This window comes from Intrasporangium sp. DVR (genome assembly GCF_040365325.1).
Taxonomy (GTDB): Bacteria; Actinomycetota; Actinomycetes; order Actinomycetales; family Dermatophilaceae; genus Intrasporangium.
This window is the reverse complement of sequence record NZ_BAABZW010000001.1, coordinates 274,084-290,012: the sequence shown is the minus strand read 5'-3', so window position 1 is coordinate 290,012 and position 15,929 is coordinate 274,084. Positions and strand designations below refer to the sequence as shown.

Sequence of the window (15,929 nt, the reverse complement as noted above, 5' to 3'; positions counted from 1 at the left end):
ACCAGATGCCCGACGAGACACCGACCCGGCAGCCCGCCACGCAGCCATCGATGCAGCGCGGACAGCGCCTCCCCCGCTCCGAACGACGGGCCCAGCTGCTCGAGGCAGCGCTCGGCGTCTTCGTCGAGAACGGCTACCACCAGGCGGCCATGGACGACATCGCGGCCCGCGCCGGCGTCTCCAAACCGGTTCTCTACCAGCACTTCCCGGGCAAGCTCGAGCTCTATCTCGCCCTCGTCGACCAGCACTCGACGGAGCTCGAGAAGCTGGTCCGCGACGCGCTTGCGCTCGAGGACAACAAGGCCCGCATCAACACCATGATCAGCGCCTACTTCGACTTCGTCGCCCAGGAGGGCGCCGCCTTCCGACTGATCTTCGAGTCCGACCTCGCCAACGATCCCGAGGTCCGCAAGCGCCTCGACCAGGTCGACCTCACCTGCGCCGAGGCCATGGCCGGCATCATCCGGGCCGAGACGTCGATGGACCACGACGAGGCGGTCCTCGTCGGGGTGGGGCTGGTGGGCCTGGCCCAGACCTCGGCCCGTCACTGGCTCGACCACGTGGACACGATCTCCAAGGAGACCGCGACCCGGATCACCAGCGCGCTCATCCGGCGCGGGTTTGGAGCGTTCCCGGCCGTCGGCCGGCCGGGCCGGCCGGACGGCACGTCGCAGGGCACCTCGCAGGGCACCTCGCACGGCACCTCGGGCCGGGAATCGGTCGGGTCCGCTGCTGGTTAAGGTGTCGAGGGGCTGACGAGTCGGTGGACCGGCTCAGGCGCACCCCCACCCTGACTGACGACGAGAAAGTGGGTTTGACCGTGGAGGTCCGAATCGGCGTGCAGCACGTGGCACGAGAGATCACCTTCGAGACGACGCTGAGCACGGAGGAGCTCGTCGAGGCCGTCAAGGCTGCCCGGGCGGGCGAGGTGCTCGAGCTGACCGACGACCGGGGCGGTCGGATCATCGTGCCGAGCGCGTCGATCGGCTACGTCATGACCGGCGCGGAGCGCAAGACCGGCGTTGGCTTCGGGGCGCACTGAGAGTAGACGGCCGGAAATGGGTAGACGCAACTGTGACCGTTCACGTCCCCCATTTCGGCCGTCACAGGTGGCAGATTTGGGTCGTGATCACACACCGCGGTCACAGTAGGCGCGGAAGGCCGCGACCCGACCTCAAGGAGTTCAGCACGTGATTTCCTCGATCATCTGGACCATCATCGTTGGTTTGATCATCGGTCTGCTGGGGCGCCTGATCCTCCCGGGCAGGCAGAACATCTCGCTCGTCATGACGACACTGATCGGAATCGTCGCCTCCCTCATCGGCGGCGTGATCCTGGGCGCCTTGGCGTACAACAACGACAACGGCGGCATCCCCTGGCTCTCGATCATCGTCGGCGCGATCCTCGCCGCCGCCGGGATCCTGATCTACGGCAGGGTCACCAACAAGGCAGTGTGACAAGGTTTCAGCTGGGAAGGGCTCGGCCGCTCGGCCGGGCCCTTCGCCATGTCGTATGCCGCTGAGCTCGTCCCGAACGCACCTGACCACCCGCGCCTCCCGCCCGCCCACTCCCGCAACACACCCGGGTATCGCGCGGTCCCACCCCCTGCAGAGGGCGGTGGCAGGCGGTAAGCGGGTGTGTTGCGGCGGTCAGGCGGAGAGGCCGAGCCGCTCCATGCGCCTGGTGTGCTCGTCGGTGAGCCGGACGAACATCCGACCGAGCTCGGCGAGGTCCGCTCCTCCACTGCCAGGGGCGCCGACGAGCAGCCCGCCAAGCGCGTCCCGCTCCACGCCGACGCGCTGCGCCTGGGTGATGGCCTCACCCACCAGCCGGCGACCCCAGAGGGCGAGCCGGCCCGCCACCCGAGCATCGTCCTCGATCGCCTGCCGCACCGCGGAGACCGCGAAGTCAGCCTGCCCCTGGTCCTCGAGCACCGCGAGGACGAGCGCCTTGGTGTCGGCGTCGACGTAGTTGGCGATCTCCCGGTAGAAGTCCTGGGCGATCCCCTCTCCGACGTACGCCTTGACGAGGCCCTCGAGCCAGTTGCTCGAGCTGGTCCGGGCGTGGAACGCGTCGACGGCCTCGACGAAGGGCTGCATGGCGTCCTCCGCGTTGACCTCGAGCGCGCGGAGCCGCTCGGTGAGCAGCGTGAAGTTGCGCAGCTCGTGGGCGGCGAGGATGGCCAGCGCCGACGTGTCGGCCAGGGTGGGCGCGAGCTCCGAGTCCTTGGCGAGCTGTGCGAAGGCCCTCAGCTCGCCGTAGGCCAGCGCCCCCAGCAGGTCGACGACCGCGGCCCGGTAGGACGGGTCGGACAGGTCGTGGTGGGGTTCCGGCCGCGTTGGGACGTCGTCACTCATGGTCGTCAATCTATGACCCGGTCCTCGGCCACCGCACGTCACGGGGAGGCCTGCGGAGCGACGGTGAACCACGAGAGGGTGACCTGCCGGTAGACTGGCCGGGACCATGCGGTGCCCGGTCGGCCCGATGACCATCTCACTTGACTCCCCGATCGGCCCGGATCACGACTCCTGCACTGAGCTCCCGCAACCGCGTGTGGTGCTCGTGCCGATCGAAAGACAGTGATGACCCAGTCCACCGACACCTCGCCCACGCATGCCCCCGAGATCACCTTCGGCGACTTCCCCATCCACCCCGACATCATCGCGGCGCTCGCCGAGGCGGGGATCACCCACCCCTTCCCGATCCAGGCCATGACACTGCCGGTGGCCCTGTCCGGCCACGACATCATCGGCCAGGCCAAGACCGGCACCGGCAAGACGCTGGGCTTCGGCGTCCCCATGCTCAACGGCATCGTCGCGCCCGGTGACCCCGGCTTCGACGACCTGCCCCGGCCCGGCAAGCCCCAGGCTCTCGCCGTCGCCCCGACCCGTGAGCTCGCGGTCCAGGTCTCCGGAGACCTCGAGCGGGCCGGCCGGAACCGCGGCATCCGCGTTCTCACCGTCTACGGCGGCCGGGCCTACGAGCCGCAGGTCGACGCGCTGCGGCGAGGGGTCGAAGTCGTCGTGGGCACCCCCGGTCGCCTCATCGACCTGGCCAAGCAGGGTCATCTCGACCTGTCGCAGGCCAAGGTCGTCGTGCTCGACGAGGCCGACGAGATGCTCGACCTCGGCTTCCTTCCCGACGTCGAGACCCTCATGGCTCTGACGCCGGCCAGCCGGCAGACGATGCTGTTCTCCGCGACGATGCCGGGCGCCATCGTGACGCTGGCCCGTCGTTACATGACCCAGCCGACGCACATCCGGGCGATGAGCGAGGAGGGCGAGAACGCCCACACGGTCAAGGCGGTCGAGCAGTTCGTCTACCGGGCCCACGCGCTCGACAAGGTCGAGATGCTGGCGCGGATGCTCCAGGCGAAGGACCGTGGCCTGACCATCATCTTCAGCCGGACCAAGCGCACCGCCGCGAAGGTCGCCGACGACCTCGCCGAGCGCGGCTTCGCGGCCGCCGCGATCCACGGTGACCTCGGCCAAGGTGCCCGCGAGCAGGCGCTCCGCGCCTTCCGCAACGGCAAGGTCGACGTCCTCGTCGCGACCGACGTCGCGGCCCGGGGCATCGACGTCGACAACGTCACCCACGTCATCAACTTCCAGTGCCCCGAGGACGAGAAGACCTACCTGCACCGCATCGGCCGGACCGCACGCGCCGGCAACACCGGTGTCGCCGTCACCTTCGTCGACTGGGACGACCTGCACCGGTGGGCCCTGATCAACAAGGCGCTCGACCTCGGCATCCCGGAGCCGCAGGAGACCTACTCCAGCTCGGACCACCTCTTCAGCGACCTCGAGATCCCGGAAGGCGCCAAGGGCTACCTGCGCAAGTCCGAGCAGACGCGGGCCGGGCTGGACGCAGAGGAGATCGAGGACCTCGGCGAGACCGGGAAGCGGCACGCGAAGAGCCGTCCCGGCCGGCCCGGCACGGGCGGCAGCACCGGTGACCGCCCTCGGACCGGTGCCGGACGCCGGGAAAGCTCCGCCGACCAGTCGACCGACGGTGAGAGCCGCCCCCGCCGCAGCCGCAACCGGCGTCGCACCCGGGGCGCGGGCGCTGCCGCCGCTGGCGCCGGGTCCGAGGCCGGTGCTGCCGGAGCATCGGAGTCCGGATCCACGGCGCCTGAGGCGGGCGGCGAGTCGAAGGGGGATTCGAGTGGCGAGTCGGGCGGCCGTCCGCGGCGCCGGCGCAGCCGGGGCGGCTCGTCCCGCAACGGCGAGTCCACGCCATCCCCCGCAGCCAGCGCCGATCGCCGCTGACTGACCCACACCACACCACACCCGACCGGCACCGGTCCCGACCACACCGGACCGCACCGCAACACACCCGCTTGCTTCGTGCACACCCCTGACACAGCAGGGGCGAGCACGCGGCAAGCGGGTGTGTTGCGTCTGGGCACCCTGCCGCGCGCCCAGCTCGCTGACCCACAGACCCAGCCCAGCGGCATACGACATCACGGGTTTCTGCCCGAATCCGGGCAGATTCTTGGCATTCGCCCGCGACAAGCCGGCAGAGTCGGCCCGTGCTCGATCCAGAACTCGTCACCCGGATCGCCGAGTCCACGGGCCTGAGCGAGGCCGAGGCGGCTCGCGTCATCGGTGATGTCGTGGCGCACTACGCCGAGCCGCTGGAGGACTACGTCCGGCGGCGCCATGCCCGGCTCCAGCTCCACGGCACCCGCAACGCCCAGATCTTCCGGATCCTCCAGCACGAGCTTGGCGAGCGGCCCGTCGCCGCCGCGCGCCTGACCGAGCGGCAGCTGCGCCGCATCATCTACGGCTGACCAGGAGGTCACCATGTGTGGAATCGTCGGCTACGTCGGGCGCCAGCCCGCCGCGCCCATCCTCGTCGAGGGGCTCAACCGGCTCGAGTACCGCGGCTACGACTCGGCCGGCCTGACCGTGCTCGGCCCCTCCGGCGCCACCGTCGTGCGACGCGTCGGCCGGGTGCGCGAGCTCGAGGCCGCCCTCCCCGCCGCATCGCCGGAACGGTCGGCATCGGCCACACCCGATGGGCCACCCACGGTCCGGCGACCGAGGCGAACGCCCACCCGCACCGCAGTGTGGACGGCCGCGTCAGCGTCGTGCACAACGGCATCATCGACAACGCCGCCGCGCTGCGGAGCGCCCTCGAGGCCGAGGGCGTCCCCTTCAGCTCCGAGACGGACACCGAGGTCGTCGCCCACCTCGTCCGCAGGTCCGACGCCCCCACGCTCGACGAGCGCGTCCTCGACGCGGTCTCCCAGCTCGTCGGCACCTACGCTCTCGCCGTCGTGGACCAGGCGGCGCCCGAGCGGGTCGTCGTCGCCCGCAACGGCTCACCCCTCATCCTCGGCATCGGCGACAAGGAGATGTTCGTCGCCTCGGACGTGGCGGCACTGGTCCGGCACACCTCCCAGGTGATCCACCTCGACGACAGCGAGCTGGCGTCCGTCACCGCGACCGGCTACCGCACCTTCACCCGGGAGGCCGCCGACACCGGCCGGACCCCCATGACGATCGACCTCGACGAGGACGACGTCGACCCCGGGACGCACGGCAGCTTCATGGCCAAGGAGATCGCGGAGCAGCCGGAGACCGTCCGCAGGATGCTCGGTGGTCGACTCGACACCCGGTTCGGCACCGCCCGGCTCGACGGGCTGAACATCACCCCGCGCGAGCTGCGCGCCTTCAAGCGGGTCAAGATCCTCGGCTGCGGGTCCGCCTTCTACATCGGCGAGCTCGGCGCCCTGATGATCGAGGAGCTCGCCCGGATCCCGGCCCACGCCGAGGCGGCCTCCGAGTTCCGCTACCGCAACCCGATCATCGACCCGGACACGCTCTACATCGCGGTGAGCCAGTCCGGTGAGACAGCCGACACCGCCTTCGCGGTCCGTGAGGTCAAGCGCAAGGGCGGTCAGGTCATCGGCCTGGTCAACGTCGTCGGGTCGACCATCGCCCGCGAGTGCGACGGAGGCGTCTACCTCCACGCGGGACCGGAGATCGCGGTGGCGTCGACGAAGGCCCTGACGCACATGGGGGTCGGCTTCGCCCTGATCGCTCTCCTCCTCGGCCGGATCCACGACCTGTCCGTCGCCGACGGGCAACGGATCATCGCCGGTCTCCAACGGCTCCCCGACGACATCGCGTCGATCCTCGCCCAGGAGGACGACATCGCCGAGATCGCAAGGGGCCTGGCCACGGCGCAGAGCCTCTTCTTCATCGGGAGGGTCCGCGGCTTCCCGGTCGCGAGGGAGGGCGCCCAGAAGCTCAAGGAGATCTCGTACCGGCACGCGGAGGCCTACCAGACCAGCGAGCTGAAGCACGGCCCGCTGGCCCTCATCGAGGAGGCCCTCCCGACCGTCGCCGTGTCCCCCGCGACAAGCTGACCGAGCGCAATGTGGCTGCCGCAGAGCAGATTCGGGCGCGAGGCGGCCGTGTCGTGGCCCTCACGCACCCCGAGGTCGAGCTCCAGGGTGTCGTCGACGCACGCATCGACGTGCCCCGCAACGAGGTCGAGCTCGACCCGCTCCTGCTGATGATCCCGACGCAGCTGCTCGCCTACCACGCGGCGCTAATCCGTGGGCTGGACATCGACAAGCCCCGTAATCTGGCCAAGTCGGTGACGGTCGAATGACGGTCGAGGTGACGCCGACCCCGCCGGGACGACGAAGGAGCCGACGATGAAGCTGCACGAGTCGATCAGCGGCCGTCTGCGGGAGTTCATCGAGGCGCAGCACGTCGTCTTTGTCGCCACCGCGTCGCTCTCTGCCGACGGACACGTCAACGTGTCCCCCAAGGGCCTGGACACCCTGCGCGTCGTCGATGAGCGGACGGTCGTCTACCTTGACCTCACGGGCAGCGGCGCGGAGACCGTCGCGCATGTGCGCGAGAACGGGCGCATCACCCTGATGTTCTGTGCGTTCGAGGGGCCACCGAACATCGTCCGGCTGCACGGACGCGGCCGGTACGTCGCCCCCCGACGAGCCGGAGTTCGCCGGGTGGTCGGACCTGTTCGCCGAGCGCCTCGGCATGCGGGGGGTCGTCGTGGTCGACGTGGACCGGGTCTCCGACTCGTGCGGCTACGCGGTCCCCCTCATGTCGTACGAGGGAGACCGCGACCTGCTCGACTCCTGGGCGGCGAACCGGGGTCCGGACGGGATCGTCCGTTATCGCGCGGAGAAGAACGCCACCTCCATCGACGGCCTGCCTGCGCTCCCGTGACGCCCCACAGCTGGGCGAGAACTTCCCCCGCGACCGCAAGCCCGCTTCAGGTCCCCCAGACCGCTCGCGTCGAGCTGGTGGCCATGCACCACTGGCCGGCGCACTCCAAGCGGAGCGCCTCGAGCCCCAGGGTTGACGAGAGCTTCGACCACGTTGACCCGTTCCAGCGCCAGAGCACTCCGCCGTGACCGGCAGCCAGGCAGCTCGTCGATGACTGGCACTCCACGACATTGGGGTTGAGCTCACCCGGCAGTGCCTTCACGGACCACGTCCATCCGTTGAATCTCGAGGACGCCATGCCCGTGGACGTCGAGCCGATCGCGAGGCACGAGCTGGCCGAGGAGCAGGAGACCGCAAAGATCCGCTTCAGACCGATCGTCCGAGGGGCGCCCCAGGAGGTGCCTCCCCACCGGGAGACCGTGCCGGAGACGTCGTCCCACGCCAGACACATCTTCGAGCTGGGGCACGTGAGCTGTGGGTTGGCCTGCGCGGAGAACAACCGTTTCAGCGCGGACCAGCTCGAGCCGTTGAAGCGGCGATAGTCACCGCCCTGGAAGAGGAAGCAGTTCGTCGTCGACGCGCAGCCCAACGACCCGTAATGGTTGACGAGGTCGAACCGCACCTTCGGCCCCCAGGAGCCGGTCCACGTGCGGTAGAGGCCGGACTGGCGGCTGACGGCGAGACACCACGTCGAGGTGGGGCAGGACACCATGGCCCCAGAAGGCAGCACCGCCGCATGGGTGCTCCAGGAGGTCCCGTTCCAGACCAGGATGTTGCCGAAGAAGTCCCCGCTCATGCACCGTGACGCGGAGGGGCACGAGAGGGTGTCGAGGAGCCCCCGCGTGGTGACGAAGGTGCGCAGCGTGGACCAGGCCGAGCCGTTCCAGCGCGTCTGTCGGCCCTTGCCGTCCACGGCGATGCACATCGAGGAGCTCGCGCAGTCGATGACGCGCTCGCGGTCGAAGAGGCTGGGCGTCGGCAGCGACGTCAGCTCCTTGATCCTCCAGGACGAGCCGTTCCACCGGGCGGCCCGACCGCCGCCGACGCCGATGCAGCTGGTCGTGGAGGTGCAGGAGAGCGAGTCGATGAACGCGATGATCCCGTCCTGCACGTCGGCCGCCCTCCTCCAGCCGCTGCCGTTCCAGCGCCACGCCTCGGTGCCACCGGTGGTCATCAGGCAGAACGACCACGAGGTACAGGACACCTCGGCCCGCCACCAGCCGCTTCCCTCGCCGAGGCCGGTCACCGTGAGGCTCGTGCCCTTGGCGCGAGCGACGTAGGCCTTCGATCCACCCACGCCAGCGGCGACACAGACGGTCGCGGACGGGCATGACACCGAGGTCAGGCTGGCGACGGTCGATACCCGGCGGGTGACGAAGACGCTGGTGCCGTCCCAGAAGCCCATGCGCGCTTCGCCTGATGCGCCCAAGCCGGTGACGAGAGCACACCGGGTCGAGGAGTAGCAGTCGACCGCACCCCAGTAGGAGGTGCTGTCCACCAGCTTCCAGGCCCCGGAGCGGTAGACCGCCAGGCGGGCGTCCGTCGTCGTGGCCAGGCAGAAGAGCGGCGAGGAGCAGGAGACGTCGGTGAAGGCGTGGATCTCCCCGTCGACCTGGGGGATGACTCGGGTGGGAGTGCCCCAGGAGGTCCCGTCGAAGCGCACCGCCTGGCCAGAGGCATCGACGGCCAGGCACCAACTGGAGCGAGGACAGGAGACGCTGGTCGCTGAACCCCGCAGGGGCGCAATGGTCTTCGGCGACGACCAGTTTTCCGTGGCGGCGACCGAGGACGTCGTGGGCGTTGCGTTCGAGGCCGTGCCAGCCGACACCCCCACGGCCGCCGGAACCGCCGCGGTCGCTTCGGCGGCCGGCGTGCTGGTGAGGGTCGCGAGGACCGCGGCGCCAACGATGGCGAGAGCGGTGAGCCGGATGCGAAACGATCGGAACGCAGACGCCACCGTGCAACCCCCTGACACTGCGCGGCCACTCCGCGCGCAGGCAGCCTATGGCCGGCCAGGAGGGCGCACAACCGGAAGGCGCTGGTCCCTTACAGCTGGGCGAGGATCTTCGCGGCGACCTCGCGATAGGCGAGGGCGCCCTTGGAGGTGCGGGCCGTCGACAGGATCGACCGCCCGACCGCCGGTGCCTCGGCAAACCGGATCGTCTTGGGGATCGGCGGGTCGAGCACCGGCACGTCGTAGCGCTCCCCCACGTCGGCGAGCACCTCGCGTGCGTGACGGCTGCGACCGTCGTAGAGGGTCGGCAGGATCCCGAGCACCCTCAGGTCGCGGTTGAGGATCTTCTGGACGTCGGCCACGGTGTCGAGCAGTTGCCCGACTCCTCGGTGGCTCAGCATCTCTGCGGGCATCGGCACGATGACGCCGTCGGCGGCCGTGAGCGCGTTGAGGGTCAGCACCCCGAGGCTCGGTCCGCAGTCGATGAGGACGATGTCGTATGCCGCTGGGCTCGCTTCGTCGTCCGGCTGCCCTTCCAGCGCGGTGCGCAGGACGTACTCGCGCCCGGGGCGCGGCATCAGCATCGCCTCGGCGCCGGCGAGGTCGATCGTCGACGGCACGAGGTCGAGGCCCTCGTCGCAGTGCAGGACCGCCTCGGCGATGGAGGCCCCTTCGGTGAGGACCTCGTGGATCGAGGTCTCAACCGTGTCGGGGTCGATGCCGAGGGAGAAGGTGAGGCAGGCCTGGGGGTCGAGGTCGATGAGCAGCACCCGCCTGCCCTGCTCGGCGAAGGCAGCCCCGAGACTCGCCACCGAGGTCGTCTTGGCGACCCCACCCTTCTGGTTGGCCAGGGCGAGGATCGCAGGACGACGGTCTTTCGGCACGCGGCGGACCATGGCGCCAGTGTGTCAGGTCGCCGGTCGTCAGAAGGCGGCGATGCTGCGCGGCGCCCGCTCGGAGCGCGTGAGAGCGGCCACAACCGCGCCTTGGCCGTGCCGTCGGACGGCCAGCCGCGTGAGGAGGCGAAGGACCGGGTCGAGCACCTCGGGAGGCAGGGGTGGCGTCTCCGTGCCCGTGCTGGCGGCAAGGTCCTCACCGTGGACGACGATCTCCATCATCCGGGTGGTGAGGAAGTCGTCTCTCTGCAGGGACCAGCCCTGCCACGGGATGAGCACGGCTCGGTCCTGCGGCGTGTCAGCGAGCGCGCGGCGCAGGATGCTCCGCGCCTCGCGCACCTGCGCGAGCACGGCCGAGGGCCCAGCGGCTGCCTGCTCGTCGCCGGTTGACCGGATGTCTGCGTTGACCTCGTCGTCGAGCGAGGCCGTGACCCAAGCCGCCCGTGCGTAGTGCTCCTCGAGCAGGATGGGGGGCGGACCGGGCGGGGAGGTCAGCAGCCGGACCGCCGTGGGGACCTGGTTGGCGAGGTGAGCGGCCAGGCCGCCGACCGACCACTCGGCGAGCGCGCTGGGCCGGTCCCAGGCCGTCGCCACCTCGTCCCGCTCGAGCAGCCGCACGACGTGGTCGGCCGCCGTGACGAATGCGTCCCTCAGGTCAGTCATGTCGCACTCCCTCATCGCTGCGGACCGGTCTCGTCGACCCGTCGCCGTCCAAGCCGGCCCAGTCGGACTTCTCCGGGCCCATGTGCTGGCCCTCGGGGCAGTGCGCGCGGAAGTCGCACCACGTGCAGAGGGGCGAGGGCCGTGGCGCGAACGACGGCGCCTCGACGCCTTGCTCCGCGAACTCGGCGTCGGCGCGTCGCAGGTCGGTGGCGATCGACTCGGCCTCCGTCACCTTGCGCGCCAGCGACTCCTGCGTGTGCTCGTGAGCCACCACGGTGCGGGAGGGGACGTGGTGCAGCTCGACCCGGACGCAGGGTCGCCGGAAGGTGCGGGCGGCCCCGGCTGCGTAGAGCGCCAGCGGGAGGGACGTGCGGGCGTCCTCCTCGGTCGGGACCTGCCGCCCGGTCTTGTAGTCCACCACGACGAGCTCGCCGTCGCGGTCGTCGAGCCGGTCGACGCGGCCGGTCACGGCGATCGACTCGGTGCGCAGGGCGACCGACCGCTCCAGACCCACGGGCTGGCGGTCACGGTCGCTGCCGCGCAGGTAGTCGACGACGGACTCCCGGACCCGTTGCCGCCACGCCGCGGACTGCTCCGGGTCGCGGAACCCGACGTCGATCCACGACGAGCGGACGAGCTCGGCCACCCCCTCGGGCGTGCGGCGAACCGGAGGCAGGTCCCAGAAGTCGCGCAGCACGTTGTGCGTCGTGATCCCGACGGACGTGTGCGCGCGCTGCGGTCGGGCCGGGGGCCGCGGCCGGTCGAGGTACTGCATGCGGTAGCGCCGGGGACAGTCGAGCCACGCGAGCAACCGGGACGGCGACGCCGGGTAGAGCGGCGTCGGCATCCCTCCGAAGGCGCCTTGGTGCACGGTGCTCATCGACGTCACGCCAGCACCCTAGGCGGGACCGCTGACAAACGCGCGGACCGAGTCGGCGACCATCTGCACCGCGATGGCGGCCAGGAGCAGGCCGGCGATCCTGGTGAGCAGCATCGTGCCGCTCTCGCGCAGGACGGCGCGGATCTGGCTGGCGAACCGGAGGAAGAGGTACACGACGAGGAGGGCGGCGACGAGCGCGGCAGCGACCGCGACGTAGGCACCGGCGTCGTCAGCGCCCTTGACGGCCAGCATCGTCGCGACGATCGCACCAGGGCCGGCGAGCAACGGGGTGCCCAGGGGCACGAGGGCGACGTTCACCCCGGCGTTGCTGAGGGAGTCCGACTCCTTGCCGGTGAGCAGCTCCAGGGAGATGAGCAGCAGCAACAGCCCGCCCGCTCCCTGCAGCGCGGCGATCGAGATGTGCAGGTAGTCGAGAATGCTCTGCCCGAACACGGCGAAGAGGGCGATGACGAGCACGGCGACGAAGGTGGCCCGCAGCGCCGCGGCACTGCGTTGCACCCGGGTCAGCGAGCCGGTCAGCGCGAGGAAGATCGGGATCGCCCCGGGCGGGTCGAGGATGACGATGAGTGTGATGAAGGTGCTGAGGAACACCGTCGTGTCGAACCAGCTCATGGCCGCACCACCGGAGTGACACCGCTCGCCCGTGCCTCGATCGCCGCCAGCACCTCGGGTTCGGTTCGGTGCTCACCCAGCAGGTTGTGCTTGCCCACTCCGTGGTAGTCGCTCGCCCCGGTCACGAGCAGGCCGAGCCGCCGCGCGAGAGCCAGCGCGTGCTCGACCTCCGAAGGTCCGTGGTCGCGGTGGAAGGCTTCGAGCCCAGCGAGCCCAGCGGCATACATCTCCTCGATGAGCGCGTCCGTCACCGTCGCCCCCCGCGTCCGGGTGAAGGGGTGGGCCAGCACGGGCACCCCACCGGCGTTGCACACGAGCTCGCAGGCCCGGACCGGGTCGGGCGAGTAGTGGCTGACGTAGTACGGCGAGTCGTTGGTGAGCCAGTCCCGGAAGGCCTCGTCCCGGTGCCGGATCGTGCCGTTGGCGATGAGCGCGTCGGCGATGTGCGGGCGGCCCGGGGTGGCCCCGGGGGCGACCTGCCGGAGGACCTCGCCGTAGCTGATCGGGATCCCGTCGGCCGCCATGAGCTCGACCATCCGCGCGAGACGCGTGGCCCTCGAGTCGCGCGCCCTGGCCAGCTCGCCCATGAGGGCCTCGTCGGACGGATCGGTGAGGTAGCCGAGGACGTGGATCGACGCGTCGCGGTAGGTCGTCGACACCTCGATGCCCCGCACGAGGACGAGACCGTGCCGCTGCGCCGCCTGCTCGGCCTCCGCCCAGCCGGCGACGGTGTCGTGGTCGGTCAGGGCGAGCACGTCGACGCCCGCCGCTCGCGCCGCGAGGACGAGCTCGGTGGGCGTGTCGGTGCCGTCGCTGGCGGTCGAGTGCGTGTGCAGGTCGATGACCGGGACGGCGGGGCTCACCGGGCAAGCGTAGGGGGCCGACCTCCCCGTCCCCCCGACCTCCTCCGCAACACACCCGCTCACCGCCCGGAGGTGCCGTCTGCAGGCGGGCCAGCGCGGCGCAAGCGGGTGTGTTGCGGGGTGCGGCCGCCGGCGAGGCAACCTTCGGGCAGGCTGCTCCGTAGTACGGGTATGGGCGACGAGGAAGACGGTCGATGACACCACGAGGACGGCAGCGCGATGCCGCGTTCAGCACCTTCATGGAACAGGCGGGTCCGGCGCTCCTCCGGACCGCGTGGCTCCTCACCGGTGACCACCATCGCGCGCAGGAGCTGACGCAGGCCGCGCTCGTCAAGACCTACGTGGCGTGGCCCCGAGTTCGTGAGGGCGAGGCGCTCGCGTATGCCCGTCGCGTCCTGGCCAACCAGCGCACCGACAGCTGGCGCTCGACCCGTCGCGAGGTCGTCACGGACGCGGTCCCCTGCGGGGAACCACTCCCCGACGCCATGGCCACCAGCGACACCCGTGACCTCGTCGTGCGCCTGCTGCGTCAGCTCCCCGAGCAACAGCGCAAGGTGGTCGTGCTGCGCTACTACACCGACCTGTCCGAGCAGACCGTCGCCGAGGTGCTCGGCATCTCGGTCGGCGCCGTGAAGAGTGCGGCCTCACGGGGCCTGGCCGCGCTCCGGGCGCAGGTCCCCGAGATCGACCCCTCCGGCCAGCTCGCCGAGGCCACGACCTCCGACCCAGCCAGCGAAGGGAGCCAGCGATGAACGCCACACCGGAGAGCGGCATCAAGCCCGTCCTCGAGATCGCCAGCCAGGAGCCCGGGCTCGGCTTCGACCCGGACGAGGTGCTGCGACGCGGGCAGCGCGCCGTCCTGCGCCGCCGGGTCCTGGGCGCCGGGGCAGGGCTCGCCGTCGTTCTCGCCGTCGTCGCAGGTGCAGCGCAGTTCGGAGGCGAGCCGCGGGCGCTCCCGCCGTCCAGTGATGGCTCGAGCCCCGTTGTCAGCCGGCCGCCGACCTCCGCCGAGGCGACGCTCACACTCGGCGACGCGACCTACATCGTCCGCTACACGGTGACGGGCGGAGCGGAGGACCGCCTCGAGTACGGGCAGGCCGGTGTGGACGGCGCCGCGGGGAGCTCGGTATCCAGCGATGGCGAAGGCATGACGTTCGGCGGAGCCGGGGACGGCAACGTCGTCCTCGGCGTCGTGCCTGCCGACACGAGGTCCGTCAGCGCGTTCCTCGCTCCGGGAAAGGACCAGGCCGAGATGGTGCAGGCCGAGCTGCCGGGCACCAAGTACCGGGCCTTCGCGATCGTCATCCACGGGTCCGGCACGATCGAGGACCTTCGCTCCATCGACTGGGAGGACGGGACCGGACGCGCCCACACGACCGCACCAAGTGACTTCCGGACCGCGGTCTTCACGGTCCCGAGCACCGACGACGCGATCCAGGTGTGGGCAGACGCCGACTCCAAGGCGTGGGGGGCCCGGATGCCGGGCACGACGACGACGGCACCCGAGCCCTTCGGCGGGGAGCCGATGCTCATGTATGTGGGACGGGAGGACGCCACCGGAGCCGCCGGCTCCACGTGGTGGGTCACCTACGGGCTCCTACCGGCCGGCGCGACCGACGTCCAGCTGCGGCTGACCGACGGCTCGACGGTCGTCGGAGAGGTGTACCACCAGCAGTTGGAGGCGATCGAAGCGACGGCCTTCGCCGCGGAGCTGGACACTCCGGGCGACGGCCAACAGGGCGGTGTCGTGGCCGAGGTGACGTGGGTCAACCCGGACGGGACGCGGGGGTCCTTCCGCTCGACCGGGTGGCCCTGACGACGGATCGCGTCCTCGCGACGCTTCTCGTTCCAGAGGACTTGTGCAGCGTTGACGGCTCCGTCCTGGGCATCGCGGCTCCGGCCGTACTTCACCTTCCCGTCGAACTCGACGACGACGCCCTCGACGAGCAGGTCGACCCTGGCCACGAACCGGCCCGACTCGTCCCGGATGACGACCTGGCTCTCGTGCGCGAGCCCGAGGTCCTCGCACACCAGCCGCGTGCGCGACTCACCGACCGACTCGGCCCTCCCGTCCATCCGCAGCACGGCCGCGTGCGCCCGGCCGCGGCCCTCGTGCGGCGTCAGGCGGGCGACCTCGACCAGGAGCTCCTCCACGGTGACGAGTCCCCGGTGCAGGGCGGCGTCACCGGCGACCACGGCACAGTCCCGGCCCATCGACACCGCGCTGCGCACGATCGCTCGAGCCACGCTCACGACTGGCACGCCCCGGACCTCCTGGGTGACGAGACCGCTCGCGGGATGCAGCGCGAGGCCGCGTCGGTGCGTCACCTGGTGGACCGCACCCACGAGGTCGATGCGGTCCATCGCGCAGTCCCACAGCGGGAGGCCGTGGAGCGCCAGCGCGGCGTGATGGCTGAGGCCGTCTCCCGGACGGGTCCGCGCCACCGCAGTGGCCGTCAGCAGAAATCTCTCCTCAGCTCGCGCCTCCGCCCAGACCGCCCCCGCCACGTAGGCCTCGCGTCGGACCCGGACCAGCTCCCCACCAGCGACCGCACGCCTCAGCTCGTGGTCGCCGACACCGAGCGCCTTGGCCTGGGCGGCGGAGAAGGCGCTGTTCTGTGAGTCCACCAGCGCCTGGAGTCGTGGGTCCATGGGAGCCAGCCCAGCGGCATACGGCCGCGTCGGGAAGACCCACCCGCTCCCCTGTGGACCACGTGCATCCGACCCAGCCGGGTGTGGACAGACGCAACACACCCGCTTACCGCCCGCCGGCCCGACCTGCAGTCGGTACCAGCACGCGGGAAGCGGGTGTGTTGCGGAGTCAGGCGG

The 15,929-nt window shown here is 70.9% G+C and carries 17 protein-coding genes and 1 pseudogene; 10 read left to right on the top strand and 8 right to left on the bottom strand.

Going from position 1 to position 15,929, the window contains the following annotated elements:
• Window positions 1-5: 5 nt before the first annotated feature.
• The 3 genes from ABWV20_RS01400 (at window position 6) to ABWV20_RS01390 (ending at window position 1,457) form a co-directional block, all read left to right on the top strand.
• On the top strand, window positions 6-740 hold the full coding sequence (locus ABWV20_RS01400; RefSeq protein ID WP_353352957.1) for a TetR/AcrR family transcriptional regulator: 735 nt from the start codon (window positions 6-8) through the stop codon (window positions 738-740).
• A gap of 80 nt (window positions 741-820) precedes the next feature.
• Complete coding sequence (locus ABWV20_RS01395) at window positions 821-1,042, top strand: DUF3107 domain-containing protein (RefSeq protein ID WP_353352956.1); 222 nt, start codon at window positions 821-823, stop codon at window positions 1,040-1,042.
• Window positions 1,043-1,190: 148 nt separating this feature from the next.
• Complete coding sequence (locus tag ABWV20_RS01390; protein ID WP_353352955.1) at window positions 1,191-1,457, top strand: GlsB/YeaQ/YmgE family stress response membrane protein; 267 nt, start codon at window positions 1,191-1,193, stop codon at window positions 1,455-1,457.
• A gap of 192 nt (window positions 1,458-1,649) precedes the next feature.
• Here ABWV20_RS01390 and ABWV20_RS01385 read toward each other — a convergent pair whose 3' ends face one another.
• Window positions 1,650-2,357, bottom strand: a complete 708-nt coding sequence (locus tag ABWV20_RS01385) for a ferritin-like fold-containing protein (protein WP_353352954.1) — start codon at window positions 2,355-2,357, stop codon at window positions 1,650-1,652.
• 225 nt (window positions 2,358-2,582) lie between these two features.
• Here ABWV20_RS01385 and ABWV20_RS01380 point away from each other — a divergent pair, with 225 nt between their 5' ends.
• The 6 genes and pseudogenes from ABWV20_RS01380 (at window position 2,583) to ABWV20_RS01355 (ending at window position 7,211) form a co-directional block, all read left to right on the top strand.
• Window positions 2,583-4,268: a DEAD/DEAH box helicase gene (locus ABWV20_RS01380; protein WP_353352953.1), complete on the top strand. Its 1,686-nt coding sequence runs from the start codon at window positions 2,583-2,585 to the stop codon at window positions 4,266-4,268.
• Between the two features lie 263 nt (window positions 4,269-4,531).
• Window positions 4,532-4,792 (top strand): hypothetical protein, encoded by a 261-nt coding sequence (locus tag ABWV20_RS01375; RefSeq protein WP_353352952.1) that lies wholly within the window; start codon window positions 4,532-4,534, stop codon window positions 4,790-4,792.
• Between the two features lie 15 nt (window positions 4,793-4,807).
• The gene (glmS, locus tag ABWV20_RS01370; protein WP_353352951.1) at window positions 4,808-6,376 is read left to right on the top strand and encodes a glutamine--fructose-6-phosphate transaminase (isomerizing); all 1,569 of its coding nucleotides are present in this window, start codon (window positions 4,808-4,810) and stop codon (window positions 6,374-6,376) included.
• Window positions 6,377-6,387: 11 nt separating this feature from the next.
• Entirely contained in the window at window positions 6,388-6,624 is a 237-nt protein-coding gene (locus ABWV20_RS01365) for a hypothetical protein (protein ID WP_353352950.1), read from the top strand.
• 46 nt (window positions 6,625-6,670) lie between these two features.
• Window positions 6,671-6,922 (top strand): annotated as a pseudogene (locus ABWV20_RS01360) (pyridoxamine 5'-phosphate oxidase family protein); the annotation flags it as partial.
• Entirely contained in the window at window positions 6,906-7,211 is a 306-nt protein-coding gene (locus tag ABWV20_RS01355) for a hypothetical protein (RefSeq protein ID WP_353353209.1), read from the top strand. The pseudogene ABWV20_RS01360 and the gene ABWV20_RS01355, both read left to right, overlap by 17 nt.
• Window positions 7,212-7,257: 46 nt before the next feature.
• Here ABWV20_RS01355 and ABWV20_RS01350 read toward each other — a convergent pair whose 3' ends face one another.
• The 6 genes from ABWV20_RS01350 to ABWV20_RS01325 form a co-directional block, all read right to left on the bottom strand.
• On the bottom strand, window positions 7,258-8,874 hold the full coding sequence (locus ABWV20_RS01350; protein ID WP_353352948.1) for a hypothetical protein: 1,617 nt from the start codon (window positions 8,872-8,874) through the stop codon (window positions 7,258-7,260).
• A 383-nt stretch (window positions 8,875-9,257) separates the two neighbouring features.
• Window positions 9,258-10,061 carry a ParA family protein gene (locus tag ABWV20_RS01345; RefSeq protein ID WP_353352947.1) on the bottom strand — a complete coding sequence of 268 codons (804 nt, stop codon included), beginning with the start codon at window positions 10,059-10,061 and terminating at the stop codon, window positions 9,258-9,260.
• Between the two features lie 27 nt (window positions 10,062-10,088).
• Window positions 10,089-10,724: a maleylpyruvate isomerase N-terminal domain-containing protein gene (locus ABWV20_RS01340; protein ID WP_353352946.1), complete on the bottom strand. Its 636-nt coding sequence runs from the start codon at window positions 10,722-10,724 to the stop codon at window positions 10,089-10,091.
• Window positions 10,717-11,604: a RecB family exonuclease gene (locus ABWV20_RS01335; RefSeq protein WP_353353197.1), complete on the bottom strand. Its 888-nt coding sequence runs from the start codon at window positions 11,602-11,604 to the stop codon at window positions 10,717-10,719. Before ABWV20_RS01335 ends, ABWV20_RS01340 begins: the two co-directional genes overlap by 8 nt.
• Before the next feature lie 18 nt (window positions 11,605-11,622).
• Window positions 11,623-12,237 (bottom strand): MarC family protein, encoded by a 615-nt coding sequence (locus ABWV20_RS01330; protein WP_353352945.1) that lies wholly within the window; start codon window positions 12,235-12,237, stop codon window positions 11,623-11,625.
• Window positions 12,234-13,100 (bottom strand): PHP domain-containing protein, encoded by an 867-nt coding sequence (locus ABWV20_RS01325; protein WP_353352944.1) that lies wholly within the window; start codon window positions 13,098-13,100, stop codon window positions 12,234-12,236. The genes ABWV20_RS01330 and ABWV20_RS01325 overlap by 4 nt, the downstream gene beginning before the upstream one ends.
• Window positions 13,101-13,294: 194 nt before the next feature.
• On the opposite strand from ABWV20_RS01325, the gene ABWV20_RS01320 reads away from it, so the two are divergent.
• Entirely contained in the window at window positions 13,295-13,852 is a 558-nt protein-coding gene (locus tag ABWV20_RS01320; protein WP_353352943.1) for a SigE family RNA polymerase sigma factor, read from the top strand.
• A gap of 835 nt (window positions 13,853-14,687) precedes the next feature.
• Here the strand turns inward: ABWV20_RS01320 and ABWV20_RS01315 are convergent.
• Window positions 14,688-15,752, bottom strand: a complete 1,065-nt coding sequence (locus ABWV20_RS01315; RefSeq protein WP_353352942.1) for a type IV toxin-antitoxin system AbiEi family antitoxin domain-containing protein — start codon at window positions 15,750-15,752, stop codon at window positions 14,688-14,690.
• Window positions 15,753-15,929 lie beyond the last annotated feature (177 nt).